The organism is Bacillus sp. B4EP4a, assembly GCF_006680105.1.
GTDB lineage: Bacteria > Bacillota > Bacilli > Bacillales > DSM-1321 > Peribacillus > Peribacillus simplex_E.
Window position 1 is genome coordinate 18,971 of sequence record NZ_VHIK01000031.1, and the last position, 15,143, is coordinate 34,113.

Here is a 15,143-nt window from a genome sequence, read left to right on the forward strand (position 1 = left end):
TTAAAATGATAGGTTTATCCATGGTGATGACACTGTCGATGTTTCTTGTCGACTTTGGGTTTGGAAAAAATCAGGCTCTGGCCGAAACACATACTTATGATGGAAAAAGTCCATTCTATAATAGTTGTGCAAGTTCGGCGGTAACGAAGGATAAAAAATGGATCGATTCAAATTCGTACGTAGAATTGAAATTCAGCACTGTCTGTAAAACCGCCTGGGCAAAAGTGACCGTGACACGCCCCGCCGTATACAACCATGAAGCGGACGCCAGGATTGTCCGAAGTACTGATGGTAAGGCCTATACATGTGCCAGTTCTGGGGGCAATGGTGTTGTGAACAAAGGGCAGATCTCGTGCTATACACCAATGGTATATGATTATGACCCGCGTAAGGCACAGGCCCAAGGGATACATGCAATCCCTAATAGTGATGCATATAATAAAGCTGTGACCATTTGGTACTAAAAAACAAAGGCAAAAAAGCATCCGTATGGTCGGATGCTTTTTTTTGCGGTCAGTTTGTACTCACACTTTCATTTCCGCTTCCAAATGAAGTAGATATTGTTTCATCTCCGTACCTCCACGGTAACCGGTAATGTTCCCGTTTTTTCCGATAACCCGATGACATGGTACCGTGATCAGAACAGGATTGGCACCAATGGCCGTACCGACAGCCCGAACAGCTGCAGGTCTTTGGATGATTTGGGCAATATCGGAATAGGAACAGGTTTTTCCGTAAGGTATTTGATTCAGCGCTGCCCAAATTTCTTGTTGAAAGGGCGTGCCCTTTACATCTGTCGGAAGAGAGAAAGTCTGCCTGGTCCCTTCGAAATATTCTTGGAGTTCTTTTAGATAGGGTGTCAATGCTGTTTCATTTTCAAAAAGTCTCGCATTTGGAAAGCGTTTTTGTAGCCAAGACTCCAGTTCCCCGTACGTTTGACCGGGAGAGCCTACATAGCAAAGCCCTTTTTCCGTTTTGGCCACATATAACTGCCACCTATCATAATGCAATATGGCCCAATCAATGGTTTGTTCTTTATCATTCTTCACTTTCTTCACGCTCCAAAGCTTGAGTTTTGAGATAAGCTTTCCGATATTCTGAAGGAGTATTCCCCATTTTCCTTTTGAATAGCGTCATGAAATAGGGTGTACTGGAGAACCCGACAGCCAAGCCTATTTCATTTATCGGCTGTCCGGACTTTTCCAGCAGCCACGTTGCTTTTTCAAGGCGTAGGCTTTGGATGTATTCAGTGGGCGATATCCCCTTCACACGCTTGAATGATCGTTGTAAATGATAGGGGCTGCCGTGGGAAATATCCGCCAATATGTTCAGTGTGAGAGGTTCGCTGTAATGGGTGTCGATCCATTCGGCAATTTGTTCAACCCATTCTTCTGTCGGCAAATTCAATCCTTCCGGCTTACATCGTTTACAAGGCCGGAAATCTTCTTCCAAAGCCATCATGGCATTTTTGAAAATCTTCACGTTTTCCTTATTAGGCACCCTGGATTTACAGGAGGGCCTGCAAAAGATGCCCGTCGTAATTACTCCGTATAAAAAATAATCATCATATGCTGCATCACAATCTATAATAGCTCTCCAATATTCATTCGGGAAATCTGCTTTTTTTGGATTCAACATATTCACCTCTGTTTTTAGTATACAAGAAAGGGGTGATATACAAACATATTGATAATATAAAAGCAAGATAACGAAATGTTAAAATAAGGGAGTTGAATGAAAGCGCAAGATAACGTATCCATTTTTCATTAGAATAAAGAGAATAGGACAAAGGAGGACATTATCAATGGATGAAGGCATGCTTGAATTGAGGATTCATGCACCAAAGGAGTTTAGTTTTTCGGAAAATCTTAAATACCTATCAAGATCCTCCAATGAATGTCTGTTCAATATTGTTGATCAAAAAATTTATCGAGCACTTGTTGTCGAAAACGAGACACTCCTAGTGGAAATCAGTGCGATGGATGAAACGAAACTGACCGTTCGGTTTCCAGGACGAACTGCACCGATGGATAATCAGGTAAAGGATGGTGTTTCCCAATACGTTCGTCATTGGTTCGATCTTGAGACAAACCTGCTTCCTTTTTATGAGCTGGCCCAAAATGACCCTTTATTGCACAAGCCGGTAAGCCAATTCTTCGGTTTGAGAAATATGGGCATCCCGGATTTATTTGAAGCGATTGCCTGGGGAATACTTGGACAGCAGATTAACTTGACATATGCCTATACCTTGAAACGGAGGCTTGTGGAGGGATTTGGTGATTTTGTTGAATTCGAAGGAAAGCAATATTGGCTGTTTCCAAAGCCTGATGTGATCGCGAAATTGACGGTCGAGGATTTTGCCGATTTGAGGATGACGGTGAAGAAGTGTGAATACTTAATAGGAGTTGCTCAACTGATTGCAGAAGGGGAACTTACTATAGAAAAGCTGTTAAATGCAAAGGATGTAAAAGAGGCCGAAAGAATGCTGACCAAAATACGGGGAATCGGTCCGTGGACAGCGAACTATGTCTTGATGCGCTGTTTGCGTTTTCCCGCAGCCTTTCCCATCGATGACGTCGGGCTGCATAATTCCATGAAACTGGTCATGGAAACGGAAGCAAAACCAACGAAAGCGGAAATCCTGAAACTATCGGAAGCGTGGGCCGATTGGGAATCCTATGCGACCTTCTATTTATGGAGATTGCTATATTGACTTCGTATATATCTCTATAATCGGAGATAAAACAGTAAAATTCGTCGATATATCTCTAAAATCGGAGATAAAACTATAGGTTTCGTCGATATATCTCTATTCGGAGATAAAACTATAAATTACGTCGATATATCCCTAAATTCGGAGATAAAACTATAAATTACGTCGATATATCTCTAAATTCGGAGATAAAACTATAGGTTTCGTCGATATATCTCTAAATTCGGAGAAAAAACAGTAGATTACGTCGATATATCACTAAATTCGGAGGTAAAACTATAGATTACGTCGATATATCTCTAAAATCGGAGATAAAACAGTAAAATTCGTCGATATATCTCTAAAATCGGAGATAAAACAGTAGGTTTCGTCGATATATCTATATTCGGAGATAAAACAGTAGATTACGTCGATATATCCCTAAATTCGGAGATAAAACTATAGGTTTCGTCGATATATCTCTAAATTCGGAGATAAAACTATAGAATTCGTCGATATATCACTAAATTCGGAGATAAAACTATAGATTACGTCGATATATCTCTAAATTCGGAGATAAAACTATAGAATTCGTCGATATATCTCTATTCGGAGATAAATGCATTTCCTGCCCAAACACCTTGAGTCCATATATCATAACTTATTACATTCAATCTTATAGAGGTGAATGACCATGTATATGTACCCAACGTATCATTATGAAGATCAAGTTTTTCTTGAACGGCAGTTTCCCGGTCTATCCGGCATTCCAGGCATACCAGGATCACCGGGCTTTCCAGGCCAACCCGGTTTTCCCGGTGCGCCTCAATTTCCAGGTCAACCAGGACCACCGCCGAGTTCGCAAGCACCAACAGCTCCCCCGCCAGCGTTTATCCCTCAACAGCAATCGGCTTCAACATTTGCCGTAGATCCAGGTGCCATTTCGTTTTGTCTGTTCAGGAATACTTTTATATGGCTAAACAATGGTGCGAGTTTCTGGTATTACCCCATTTTCGTCGGTCCGCGTTCTGTTGCCGGCTTCAGGTGGAATGGCAGGTTCTGGACGATTTTTGGTATCGATACAAGACAAATCATTTCATTTAGCTGTTTTTGAAAAAATGCTCAAAGGAGATGTTTCCTTTGAGCATTTTATGTTTCAGATTGTTTTGCTTTCTTCCAATACGAAAAGGTATGGCAGCAAGACAGAAGCAGCACTATCCAAAGAAAAAGATCATTAAGGGAAATGCCTATCGTTGATCGACCCCCTAAAGCGGTCAACACTCCGACTAGGGAAAGGAGATACATGGTGTAAAACAACTGCGCCTTGATCCTCACATCATGATCGGTGTGACCATCTTTCTTAAATAGGACACTGAGAAATAAACCGATCATAACTCCAAGAAGTACCTCGGGTGAAACGATATGAGATAGAAAACTTACTGGAAAAAAATTATTAATAAGCAAAAGGGTGATGATGATCATATAAATCATTTGAAAAGGAATCAAGAAATTCATTTCGCACTCCTTTTTTGTTAAATTATACCTTATTTTGTTATTTAAATCCTTTCATTTTTGAATGTGGAGAAATAAAAGGCCAACAATGTTCAATATTTAATAGAAATGGTAAAATCATTATGCTCCTATAAAATTTAGTGAATGAAAATGAAAATAGAGGATGCTGTTGAATATGAGGAAAGTATCGATTGAAACCAAGATTCTCGGGTTAGTCTTATCGTTGAGCCTGTTTTTGATTATTTTATTGACGACTACTTTTTCCTATATGGAAGGAAGGCAAATAGCGAAGGATAAAGGTCAATTGGCGTTGGAACTTTCAAAGACGATTAGCTTCATGCCTACAGTTACAGAGGCCTTTGAAACGGATGATCCCGCTAGGACAATTCAGCCGATTGCCGAAAAGATCCGCAGGGAAACAGGGGCTGAGTTCATCGTTGTCGGGAATAAAGAGGGAATTCGCTATTCCCATCCGCTTGCTTCCGAAATTGGGAAGCGGATGGAAGGCGGGGATAATGCCAGGGCCATTCAGGAAGGCGAATATTATGTTTCCGAAGCGGCAGGATCCCTCGGTCTTTCCATTCGGGGGAAGTCACCGGTATTCGATGCGGATGGAAAAATAATTGGAATCGTCTCCGTCGGTTTTTTAGTCGACGATGTCCGCGCCCAAATTTTCAAGGACTTGTCCAAAGAGATGATTGTATCGTTAGTGGCCATCATGATATCGATCATTGGCAGTTATATGCTGGCAAGGAGCATACGTAAAGATACTTTGGGGCTGGAACCATTTGAAATCGCCAATTTATATAAAGAAAAAAATGCAGTGCTTCAATCGGTGAAAGAAGGGATTCTGGCCATTGACCAAAAGGGGTTGATTACCTCGATGAATCAGCCGGCAAAAAAATTGCTGGATATTCAAGAGTCCGTTCGCCATTTGAATGTGGATGGCCTATTTCCTTCGAAATATTTATTCGAAGTGCTGAAGTCCGGTGAACCGCAAGTGGATAAGGAGATTTCATGGAAAGACAAATCCGTTATCGTCAATTGTACGCCGATCTTCGATAGTGAAGGGGTAAGCGGTGTTGTCGCTTCGTTCCGTGATCGAACGGAAATTGAGGAAATGGTCAACACATTATCGGAAGTGAAGATGCATTCAGAGGATTTAAGGGCACAAACCCATGAGTTCACCAATAAACTATACGTCCTTTCAGGTTTGATACAATTAGGCGAATATGATGAAGCAATAGATATGATTCAAAGCGAAACATCCGAATTGCATTCCCTGAACCGTGTCGTGTTCGAACAGATAAAAGATACAAAGGTACAAGCCCTTTTACTTGGAAAGATAGGGAAAGCATCGGAGAAGAAGATCATCTTTGAAATAGACGCACAAAGTTACCTAGAGAAACTGCCGGATCATATAAAATTGTCACAACTAACATTGATTCTAGGCAATATTATCGATAATGCACTTGAAGCGGTTTCAAGCATGGAAGAGCCGCTCGTGAAATTTTTTGCCACAGATATCGGAAATGATATGGTATTTGAAGTGAGTGATAACGGAAAAGGAATACCTGAGGATGCCATCGCCCATATTTTCGATCGGGGTTTCACTTCGAAAAACAGCGGAAGTCCGAGTGGTTATGGACTTTCGAATGCTGATCATGTCGTCAAAGAGCTGGGCGGCATCATCGAAGTTTACAGCGAGGATGGAAACACCATATTCACCGTGTATCTTCCTAAAGAACAGTGAGGAGGGAAAGAATGCTGAAGATAAGAGCAGTCATCGCAGAAGATGATTTTCGTGTAGCGGATATCCATGAAAAATTCTTAAAAAACTTTGATGAAATAGAAGTGGTCGGAAAAGCTGTCAATGCAAAAAAAACGCTTCGGATCTTGGAGCAAAAAAGCCCGGATCTGCTTTTGCTTGATGTTTATATGCCGGATCAACTTGGTACAGACCTTCTTCCGGACATACGGAAAAAGTTCCCGAATGTGGATATCATCATGATTACCGCGGCAACGGATAGAGACCAACTTGAAAAGGCGCTTCACTATGGTGTAGAGAATTATTTAATTAAACCAGTGGAAATGAAGCGTTTCAACCAAGTTATCGAAGAGTATCTGAAGAAAGTCCATCTGATGAAATCCAAACAAGAGATAGATCAGGATTTTGTTGATCTCATTTTGAATAAGGGAACTGCGATTGCGGAAACGAACGATGGGCCGGCCTTACCGAAAGGGGTCGACGAAATCACTTTGGCGAAAGTGATCGAGGTACTTAAAGCAAGCGATATCGGTTTGTCTGCTGAGCAAGTGAGCGGACAGATCGGCGCTTCCAGGACAACCGCGAGACGCTATCTGGAATATTTGATATCCGTAAAGAAATGTAAAGCGGAAGTCGTATACGGGGTAGTGGGAAGACCTGAGCGAAGATATTATAAAATTCAATAGAATTAAGTGTGAAGCACCTTCAAGATTGGAGGTGTTTTTATTATGCATGCAAGAATTGAAAGATTTCAAAAAAAGCAATATATGTCAAAAAAACGATGTTTTAATCTGTTATCTTATTCTTAAGGAGGTTCGGAAATGAGATACAGTCCCATCATCCAAGAAACGATTGAATATATAGAGAATAGCTTACAAGAGGAATTGTCCTTGGAGAACATCGCACGATTCGCAGGTTTTTCAAAATTTCATTATCATCGTATTTTTCACAAGGAGGTTGGCGTGACCGTATCAGAATATATTCGATATCGAAGGATCGCCAATGCAGCTAACATGCTGCTTTATACAGATGAAAAAATAATCGACATTGCTTTTTATTACCGCTTTGAAACACAAGAATCCTTTACTCGTTCATTTAAGAAATATTATGAACTGCCGCCAGGGCAATATCGGAAACTCGTAAGTAAATTAACCTTGCAAAAGGAGGAAATGACGATGAAAAACGAACAATTATTAAAAGGGTGGAATTTAAGCGGGAGTCATCCATTCAATTATAAAATGGGAATTGACCGGGAGACATTCCATAAAGGCCAGGCATCAGGTTACCTGAAATCCGTCACTGCGGAATCCAAGGAGGAATTTGCAACGATGATGCAACAATTCAAGGCGGAAAATTACCTTGGTAAAAGAATGAAACTGTCGGGTTTTATAAAATCAAAAGACGTTGATGGATTTTGTGGTTTATGGATGAGGGTGGATAATGCCCTTCATGATGTTTTGCAATTTGACAATATGGGGAATCGGCCCATCGTTAACGATACGGAATGGAACCATTATTATATTATCTTGGATGTACCTGAAAACAGTGCAATCATTTCATTCGGGGTCCTTCTTTCAGGGCGTGGCAAAGTATGGATCGATGAACTGGAATTCGAGGAAGTCAGTAAAGATACACCAACGACCAATATAGATTACGGAAGTGACCTCTTGGATGGACCGGCAAATCTATCTTTTGAAGAATAAATGCGCAGTAGCATGCCTTTGCCGGCGATAAAGATATAGTCAAAGTTTTCTTAATAATTGCAATCATTTCTTTAAAGAACCCGCCATTCAACCCGGGGAGTGGCGCCGGTTCAGCCTCGAAAAATCGCTTCCGTGAACACAATGAACAAAAATAACAAAATAGTTTTAAAACACAATAAATTGAGAACGCTTACAAATGAAGCGATTTCATATACAATTTACCTTATTAGAAGATAAGGAGTGATTGATATGCTCGCTTTATTAGGATACTTAATGATAGTAGCGTTTATGATTTTAATTATGACAGGGCGACTTTCAGCCATGATAGCTTTGATTGCAGTACCAAGTGCCTTTGCACTTATTGGCGGGTTTGGCGGTAAAATGGGTGAGATGGCGCTGGAAGGGATCAAAGACGTTGCGCCAACGGGAATCATGATTTTATTTGCGATCCTTTTCTTTGGCATTTTGATCGATGCTGGCGTTTTTGATCCGATCATCAATACGATACTTAAAGTTGTAAAAGGAGATCCAGTGAAAATTGCGATCGGCACGGCAGTTCTGGCTTTGCTGATTTCCTTGGATGGAGATGGTACAACCACATATATGATAACGATTTCAGCCATGCTTCCGCTATATAAACGGATTGGTATGAGACCGCTTGTATTGGCCGGTATTGCCGTTTCGTCATCTGGAGTCATGAACCTTCTTCCTTGGGGAGGCCCTACAGCACGGGTGATGACCGCTTTAAAACTTGAAATGTCCGATGTTTTCACTCCTGTCATCCCAGCGATGATCGGCGGAGTCCTGTTCGTCCTTTTCATGGCATATTGCCTGGGTAAAAAAGAAAGAAAAAGGATCGGGATCATAGAAGTCGATTATCATGTTATGGCACAGCAAGCGGCTGCAACGGAAGATGCTTATCTTAAGCGTCCTAAAATGATTATATTCAATTACGCATTGACTCTTACATTGCTGGTGGCGCTGATTATGGAACTTATGCCTTCAGCGGTTCTGTTCATGATAGGTTTTGCCATTGCCATTACGGTTAATTATCCGAAACTTAGTGATCAAAAAGAGCGTGTGGCAAACTATGCGGACAATGCTTTATCTGTAATTTCGATGATTTTTGCAGCAGGTGTCTTCACTGGAATCCTTGCCGGTACGGAAATGGTCGATGCCATGGCAAACTCTTTGATTCAGCATATTCCAGAACAAATGGGTGCGCATTTTGCTGTCATCACAGCCATCATCTCAGCACCTTTTACGTTCTTCATGTCTAATGATGCATTTTATTATGGTGTGCTCCCATTGCTTGCTAAAGCGGGAGCTGCTTATGGAATTGACCCTGCCCTGATCGGCAGAGCTTCACTATTAGGGTTGCCCGTCCATCTATTAAGCCCGCTTGTTCCATCTACCTATCTATTGGTTGGAATGGTAGGGGAAGATTTCGGTGCATTGCAGCGTACCTTCCTGAAATGGGCATGCGGATCGACGCTTGTCATGATAGTGGTATGTGTCCTATTGGGAATCATCCCGCTATAAAGCCCTAAAGAGTCCCGTTCGCCAAGATGCGAACGGGACTCTTTTTTGTCTTTATCAAGCACTGAATAAATCTGGAAAAGTGAGATACATTATGTTTGTCTTCTCTTTCGCGACAAAGTTAGCTTTTACTTTTATTGAATGCGGAAGGTACGTACCTTAAGATTAAAGGAAACTATATTAATATGAAGGGAAGAGTGCAAAATGGCTCACTTTAATATAAAAGTTGCAGTTCAAAAGTTCGGTAACTTTCTAAGTTCAATGGTCATGCCGAATATATCAGCTTTCATAGCATGGGGGCTAATCACTGCCCTATTCATCCCATCTGGTTTCCTGCCAAATGAAAGCCTTGCCAAAATGGTTACACCGATGGTTACGTTTTTACTGCCGCTTTTAATTGGGTATACGGGTGGTAAGCTAATCCATGACCACCGTGGCGGCGTAGTCGGTGCCATTGCGACAATGGGCGTCATCGTCGGATCTGATATCCCGATGTTCCTTGGCGCCATGATAATGGGACCGTTCGGCGGATATGTCATCAAGAAATTCGATCAATTGATTGAAGGGAAAATAAAAGCCGGTTTTGAAATGCTTGTTAATAATTTCTCAGCGGGGATAATTGGCGGCTTATTGTCCATTCTATCCTTCTTGGCCATCGGGCCTGCTGTAGACGTATTTACAGGCTGGCTTGTAGCAGGAGTCGATTGGCTTGTCGGTACAGGTTTACTGCCGTTGACAAGTATCCTGATCGAGCCTGCCAAGGTATTGTTCTTGAACAATGCCATCAATCACGGTGTACTATCACCAATCGGTGTAGAGCAAGTTAAACAAACAGGGGCTTCAATCCTGTTCCTGCTGGAATCGAATCCTGGACCGGGTATCGGCGTATTGCTTGCCTATTGCTTTTTTGGAAAGGGAACTGCGAAGAAATCGGCTCCAGGAGCTGCCATCATTCATTTCTTCGGCGGGATCCATGAAATTTATTTCCCTTATATCCTAATGAAGCCGATGTTATTTTTAGCCGTCATTCTTGGAGGCATGAGTGGGGTTTTCACATTGGTCCTACTAGGCGGAGGATTGTTCGCTCCTGCTTCTCCAGGCAGCATACTTGCCATTACAGCAGTAACTCCGCATAATGCGGGCGCATATATTGCTAACTTTGCAGGCGTGATCGTAGCCGCCCTTGTTTCATTCATCGTCGGTGCATTCATCCTGAAAACAGGAAAGCAATCTGAAGAGAATATTGAAGATGCCGCGAAAAAAATGCAAGAAATGAAAGGCAAGAAAAGCTCTGTTGCCGATGTATTCGCTTCAGATCCGGGAACGTTGCCAACGAACGTCAGCAAAATAATATTTGCCTGCGATGCTGGGATGGGGTCAAGTGCGATGGGAGCTTCGCTGCTTCGCAAGAAGGTGAAGGAAGCCGGATTGAATATCACCGTGACCAATACGGCGATTTCGAACATTCCTGCTGATGCACAAATCGTCATAACACAGGAAGAGTTAACTCCAAGGGCACAGAATAAAGTGCCGAATGCTTATCATGTATCCGTAGATAATTTTCTATCGAGCCCTGAATACGATTCATTGCTTGCACGGCTTCAGGACGATGGCACCGATGAGCTGCATGAAATCGTCGAAGATGCTGAAGAGAAGGTTCCCGGTGTTCGTGAACATTCAATCGAGCCTGGCATCAACGTTGATGAGCAGGATGATAATGAATTGCTTCGCGAAGAAAACGTCTTCCTTAATCAACAATTCGCCAATAAGGAAGAAGCGATCCGCTTTGCGGGAAGAGCTTTGGTCAATGCAGGTTACGTTAAGGAAAGCTATATTGAAGCAATGATTGCCCGTGATGAATTGACTTCAACCTATATGGGGAATGATGTAGCCATTCCGCACGGAACCGAGGAAGCTAAGAAAGATGTCCTTAAATCTGGATTTACCGTTCTACAAATTCCTGATGGAGTCGACTTTGACGGCCAAAAGGCACGATTGATATTCGGCATTGCCGGCAAGGACGGGACACATCTTGAAATTCTATCTGGCATTGCAGTTACCTGCTCTGAGATGGAGAATATCGAAAAGATGGTTAAAGCCACATCAGCCAGGGAATTGATGGATATTATAAATGTCGGAAATAATTAAATAAACTTAACCAAGAATAGAAAAGCGTTTTACGCTTTTCTATTCAGTATTTTCTCGTGTTACTCCACCAGAAATGAGTTGGTAGCATGTATATTACTTCAAGGGAAAAATCAATCATAGAGTTGATCATAAAAACTTCTGGAAAACATACAGCCTTATCCATTGCGACACAATTGAATGTTAGTGTCCGGACTGTTCAACGTGATCTGAAGTCCATAGAAAAAATCCTGCAATCATTTGAGTTGCATTTAACACGCAATACACATGAGGGACTGACCATCGACGGGAAGAATGAACAAGTCTTTCGGCTTGTACAGCACCTGATGGGCAATCATCCAATCGATCAAACGCCACAAGAAAGAAAGTTGCATCTCCTGTTAGCTTTACTGCAGGAAGAATCATATAAAACTCAAGTTCTTGCGGGGGATCTCGGTATAAGCATTACGACTCTTACAACCTATTTGGACGAACTGACTGAATGGTTAAAGAATTTTAATATCGTGATTACGAGAAAAAGGGGAGTCGGAATAGAGCTTGCAGGCACTGAAGAAAATAAACGGAAAGCACAGGCCGCCTATTTTTTGCACTTTTTTAATGAAGAGCTGATTGAAAGTTTATTTTTGTTGCAAGAAGGAAAATTCCCAGAAGCGAAAATCCTCGACTATTTCGATCCCGAATATCTTCTGGCTATCGATGGGGTGCTGTTTTCCACTTTTAACAGTGTCCATTCTCGATTGGCGGATAGCGGGTATATAGGGTTAATTGTACATATTTATGTAACCCTGCAAAGGAATGAAAGCCAATTTTTTTTGGAGAAGGACTTCAAGAAAATAAGCGAACTTTCCGATGAGAATAATCTCATGAATAAAATAGGCAAGGAACTCAGCACCATGCTGGAAGTCTCTTTTACAATCGATGATATAAGCTACCTGGCAGCCATCCTTAAAGGTTCCAAGCTTCATGCGGCGGATGCTGTTCCATATGACAGTGTGTTGCTTGGCCAGCTGATAAGAAACCTGATAAAAGATGTTTCGGCACAACTGCAAATCGATTTGACCAAGGATTTCCCATTGTATCAAGGGCTCCTTGCCCATATGGAACCATCGCTTTTCCGGATCAAACAGGAAATGGGATTGTACAACCCCTTAACCGAAGATATTAAACGAAAGTATCCGGTTCTCTTTTTGGCAGTAAAGACCAGTCTGGAAAAGGGATTCAAAGAAATAAAAGAATTTCCCGAAGATGAAATAGCCTTCATCGTCCTGCATTTCGGATCTGCATTAGTGCTGCGGGAGGAAGAAATATCAATAAGGGCACTCATCGTTTGCCCGACAGGTATCGGCACGTCGAAGATGCTTGCAAGCCGGATCAAAAAAGAAATCATCGAAATCGAGACTGTAGAAATCAAGACGATCAAAGACATCCAGCAGCAGGGCAGCCTGAAAAACTATGATGTGATCATTTCTACCGTCCGGCTTCCGTATATCGATAGTGATTATATTCTTGTATCCCCTCTTTTGAGTGAAGAGAATATATTGAACATCAGGAATTATTTAAGGAAGAATATCGAAAACTTCACGAAGAATAAGCGTTATGGCAGTCATTCAGCCCATAAGGATACCGTGACCAAAAAAGAGGATGGCGAATTGAAAGAAGTGCTGCAGGAATTGAAAGATGCCCAGCAGAGCATCGAGTCAATCATGGATAATTTCCGGTTTTATCGGCTGCCGCATCTTAAAGGACATCCAGAGATCATCGAAGAAATGGTCAGAATGGCTGAAAATGAATCACTGCTAATGGGTGCGGATGATGTAATCGAATCCTTGAACGAACGGGAAAAAAAAGGTGGTTTAGGCATTCCTGGCACTGGAATGGGCCTTTTCCATACGAGACACAAGAATGTGAAAGAACTGATATTTCAGGTGGCCCACCTGGAGGAATATCGACTGGTCAAAGGTATGGATGGAAATGAAGTCCATATGAAAAATTTACTGCTGATGCTGGCACCTGAAGAATTGAGTGTGAAGCAGCAGGAAATCGTCAGCTTAATAAGCTCAAGCTTAATTGAAAGCAATGAATCCATCATGATTTTTTCATCTTCGGACGAGGAAATGATTAACAGAAGGCTGGAAGCCATATTTTTGGATTATTTATATACTAACTTGATAAAGGGATGATTGTAATGAAACAAGCAGTACATTTCGGTGCAGGAAACATTGGAAGAGGATTTATCGGAGCACTCTTTTCACAATCTGGATATCATGTGACTTTTGTGGACATAGCCGATCAAATCATCGATCAGTTAAATGATAAAAAGCAATACCAAGTCAAACTGGCTACTGATCAACAAGAAGCCGTAACAGTAGAAAATGTTTCGGGTTTAAACAGCTTAAAGCAGGAAGAGGAAATCATTAAAGCAATTTCCGAAGCAACCTACCTCACTACTGCTATCGGTCCCAATATTTTGCCTCATATCGCGCCTTTAATTGCAAAAGGATTAGCCTCAAGGGTAAAGGAAACCGATGAAAAATTATATGTGATCGCTTGTGAAAACCAAATATCGGCAACAGACCTTTTAGAAGACTACATTCTAGAAAACTTGGATCAAGATACAAAAGAAAAACTAGCCGATAAAGTATACTTCTTTAACTCAGCAGTCGATCGCATCGTTCCTATCCAAAATAACGAAGGATCACTCGATGTTTTGGTGGAACCTTATTATGAATGGGTCGTTGAAACGAATGAAAGCATTCCTGCCGTGGAAGGGATGACCATTGTAAAAGAACTCGCTCCGTTCATTGAGAGAAAACTGTTCACCGTTAATACAGGACATGCCGTCATTGCTTACCTCGGTTATCTCAAAAATAAAAAATCGACGATTGACCAATCATTGGAGGACGCAGGCATTGTAGAGCAAGTCAAGAAAACCCTAGGGGAAACGGGCGCTTATTTAATAAAGCAATACGGTTTGGATGCAGATGAGCATCAGCAGTATATCGAAAAAATCATTAATCGATTTAAAAACTCCTACCTGAATGACTCGGTGAATAGAGTCGGCCGTTCACCGCTGCGCAAGCTCGGGCCAAACGACCGCCTCGTGCGCCCTGCCGTAGAAGCTAAAAAAGCCGGACTTTCCTATACTAATCTGGCGAAAGCGATAGCCGCCGCTTTACTCTTTGATTTTAACGAAGATGAAGAAGCCCTTAAACTGCAAACGATGATCAAAGAACACGGTATAGCTACAGCACTTAAAGAAGTTAGCGGATTGGACGAAAATAGCGAAATAACCAAAGAAGTTATCAACCACTACAACAACTTGAAATAAAAGCCGAAAACTCCTGAAATCTTTTTTCAGGAGTTTTTTCTTAATCAAAAAGACAATTATATATCAGATAAACTTCTTAAAAAAACCTTGTAAACAGTAATCATTACGTTTTATAATGAAAGACAGTCAAGACAAGAGGGTTTATTTAAGGTATAAATCGTAATCATTATGATTTGTTTGAAAGGAGCTTTTTTATGAGATTAGGTTTTACAAAATGCGAATTAGTGCAGTAAATCAAAAGTTAGTTGTTATTTCTTAAGATTTTGGGTGCTATTGCACGAGATTTAAGTTGTTAATTACGGGTTTAGAGCCGTTACTCGTGAGTTTGGAGCGTTTACTCGTGAGTTTGGCACAAATACTCGTGAATTGGTGTTCAAACACGAGTTGGTTGAATTTACTCAAGATTTTGCGGGTATTGCACGAGATTTAAGCTGTTACTCACGGGTTTAGAGCCGT

General features: G+C 41.5%; 13 protein-coding genes. 10 read left to right on the forward strand and 3 right to left on the reverse strand.

Features of this window, described 5'->3' with window-relative positions:
- Positions 1 to 20: 20 nt before the first annotated feature.
- Entirely contained in the window at positions 21 to 464 is a 444-nt protein-coding gene (locus tag FNK51_RS16485) for a DUF2690 domain-containing protein (protein WP_181762279.1), read from the forward strand.
- Positions 465 to 524: 60 nt separating this feature from the next.
- Here the strand turns inward: FNK51_RS16485 and FNK51_RS16490 are convergent, their stop codons facing one another.
- Entirely contained in the window at positions 525 to 1,049 is a 525-nt protein-coding gene (locus FNK51_RS16490; protein ID WP_141994033.1) for a methylated-DNA--[protein]-cysteine S-methyltransferase, read from the reverse strand.
- Positions 1,039 to 1,635 carry a bifunctional transcriptional activator/DNA repair enzyme AdaA gene (locus FNK51_RS16495; RefSeq protein WP_483296124.1) on the reverse strand — a complete coding sequence of 199 codons (597 nt, stop codon included), beginning with the start codon at positions 1,633 to 1,635 and terminating at the stop codon, positions 1,039 to 1,041. Before FNK51_RS16495 ends, FNK51_RS16490 begins: the two co-directional genes overlap by 11 nt.
- Before the next feature lie 169 nt (positions 1,636 to 1,804).
- On the opposite strand from FNK51_RS16495, the gene FNK51_RS16500 reads away from it, so the two are divergent.
- Both FNK51_RS16500 and FNK51_RS16505 read left to right on the forward strand, forming a co-directional pair.
- Positions 1,805 to 2,713: a DNA-3-methyladenine glycosylase family protein gene (locus FNK51_RS16500; protein WP_141994035.1), complete on the forward strand. Its 909-nt coding sequence runs from the start codon at positions 1,805 to 1,807 to the stop codon at positions 2,711 to 2,713.
- Between the two features lie 673 nt (positions 2,714 to 3,386).
- Positions 3,387 to 3,806: a collagen-like protein gene (locus tag FNK51_RS16505; RefSeq protein ID WP_286178746.1), complete on the forward strand. Its 420-nt coding sequence runs from the start codon at positions 3,387 to 3,389 to the stop codon at positions 3,804 to 3,806.
- Between the two features lie 35 nt (positions 3,807 to 3,841).
- Here the strand turns inward: FNK51_RS16505 and FNK51_RS16510 are convergent, their stop codons facing one another.
- On the reverse strand, positions 3,842 to 4,207 hold the full coding sequence (locus tag FNK51_RS16510) for a hypothetical protein (RefSeq protein ID WP_141994037.1): 366 nt from the start codon (positions 4,205 to 4,207) through the stop codon (positions 3,842 to 3,844).
- Between the two features lie 172 nt (positions 4,208 to 4,379).
- On the opposite strand from FNK51_RS16510, the gene FNK51_RS16515 reads away from it, so the two are divergent.
- From FNK51_RS16515 to FNK51_RS16545, 7 genes are all read left to right on the forward strand, one after another.
- Positions 4,380 to 5,957 (forward strand): ATP-binding protein, encoded by a 1,578-nt coding sequence (locus FNK51_RS16515; protein WP_181762278.1) that lies wholly within the window; start codon positions 4,380 to 4,382, stop codon positions 5,955 to 5,957.
- Positions 5,958 to 5,968: 11 nt separating this feature from the next.
- On the forward strand, positions 5,969 to 6,658 hold the full coding sequence (locus FNK51_RS16520; protein ID WP_098373764.1) for a response regulator: 690 nt from the start codon (positions 5,969 to 5,971) through the stop codon (positions 6,656 to 6,658).
- 135 nt (positions 6,659 to 6,793) lie between these two features.
- The gene (locus FNK51_RS16525; RefSeq protein WP_141994039.1) at positions 6,794 to 7,675 is read left to right on the forward strand and encodes a helix-turn-helix transcriptional regulator; all 882 of its coding nucleotides are present in this window, start codon (positions 6,794 to 6,796) and stop codon (positions 7,673 to 7,675) included.
- 249 nt (positions 7,676 to 7,924) lie between these two features.
- Positions 7,925 to 9,217, forward strand: a complete 1,293-nt coding sequence (locus tag FNK51_RS16530; RefSeq protein WP_098373766.1) for a CitMHS family transporter — start codon at positions 7,925 to 7,927, stop codon at positions 9,215 to 9,217.
- 201 nt (positions 9,218 to 9,418) lie between these two features.
- Positions 9,419 to 11,362, forward strand: a complete 1,944-nt coding sequence (locus tag FNK51_RS16535) for a PTS mannitol transporter subunit IICBA (RefSeq protein ID WP_141994040.1) — start codon at positions 9,419 to 9,421, stop codon at positions 11,360 to 11,362.
- Positions 11,363 to 11,448: 86 nt separating this feature from the next.
- Positions 11,449 to 13,539 carry a BglG family transcription antiterminator gene (locus FNK51_RS16540; RefSeq protein WP_141994041.1) on the forward strand — a complete coding sequence of 697 codons (2,091 nt, stop codon included), beginning with the start codon at positions 11,449 to 11,451 and terminating at the stop codon, positions 13,537 to 13,539.
- A 5-nt stretch (positions 13,540 to 13,544) separates the two neighbouring features.
- Positions 13,545 to 14,687 (forward strand): mannitol-1-phosphate 5-dehydrogenase, encoded by a 1,143-nt coding sequence (locus FNK51_RS16545; RefSeq protein WP_141994042.1) that lies wholly within the window; start codon positions 13,545 to 13,547, stop codon positions 14,685 to 14,687.
- Positions 14,688 to 15,143: the final 456 nt, after the last annotated feature.

Bases quoted from the DNA above. Each gene is read 5' to 3' on its own strand.
- FNK51_RS16525 (WP_141994039.1), top strand. From the start codon at position 6,794: ATGAGATACAGTCCCATCATCCAAGAAACGATTGAATATATAGAGAAT.
- FNK51_RS16485 (WP_181762279.1), top strand. From the start codon at position 21: ATGGTGATGACACTGTCGATGTTTCTTGTCGACTTTGGGTTTGGAAAA.
- FNK51_RS16540 (WP_141994041.1), top strand. From the start codon at position 11,449: ATGTATATTACTTCAAGGGAAAAATCAATCATAGAGTTGATCATAAAA.
- FNK51_RS16500 (WP_141994035.1), top strand. From the start codon at position 1,805: ATGGATGAAGGCATGCTTGAATTGAGGATTCATGCACCAAAGGAGTTT.
- FNK51_RS16505 (WP_286178746.1), top strand. From the start codon at position 3,387: ATGTATATGTACCCAACGTATCATTATGAAGATCAAGTTTTTCTTGAA.
- FNK51_RS16515 (WP_181762278.1), top strand. From the start codon at position 4,380: ATGAGGAAAGTATCGATTGAAACCAAGATTCTCGGGTTAGTCTTATCG.
- FNK51_RS16545 (WP_141994042.1), top strand. From the start codon at position 13,545: ATGAAACAAGCAGTACATTTCGGTGCAGGAAACATTGGAAGAGGATTT.
- FNK51_RS16535 (WP_141994040.1), top strand. From the start codon at position 9,419: ATGGCTCACTTTAATATAAAAGTTGCAGTTCAAAAGTTCGGTAACTTT.
- FNK51_RS16530 (WP_098373766.1), top strand. From the start codon at position 7,925: ATGCTCGCTTTATTAGGATACTTAATGATAGTAGCGTTTATGATTTTA.
- FNK51_RS16520 (WP_098373764.1), top strand. From the start codon at position 5,969: ATGCTGAAGATAAGAGCAGTCATCGCAGAAGATGATTTTCGTGTAGCG.
- FNK51_RS16510 (WP_141994037.1), bottom strand. From the start codon at position 4,207: ATGAATTTCTTGATTCCTTTTCAAATGATTTATATGATCATCATCACC.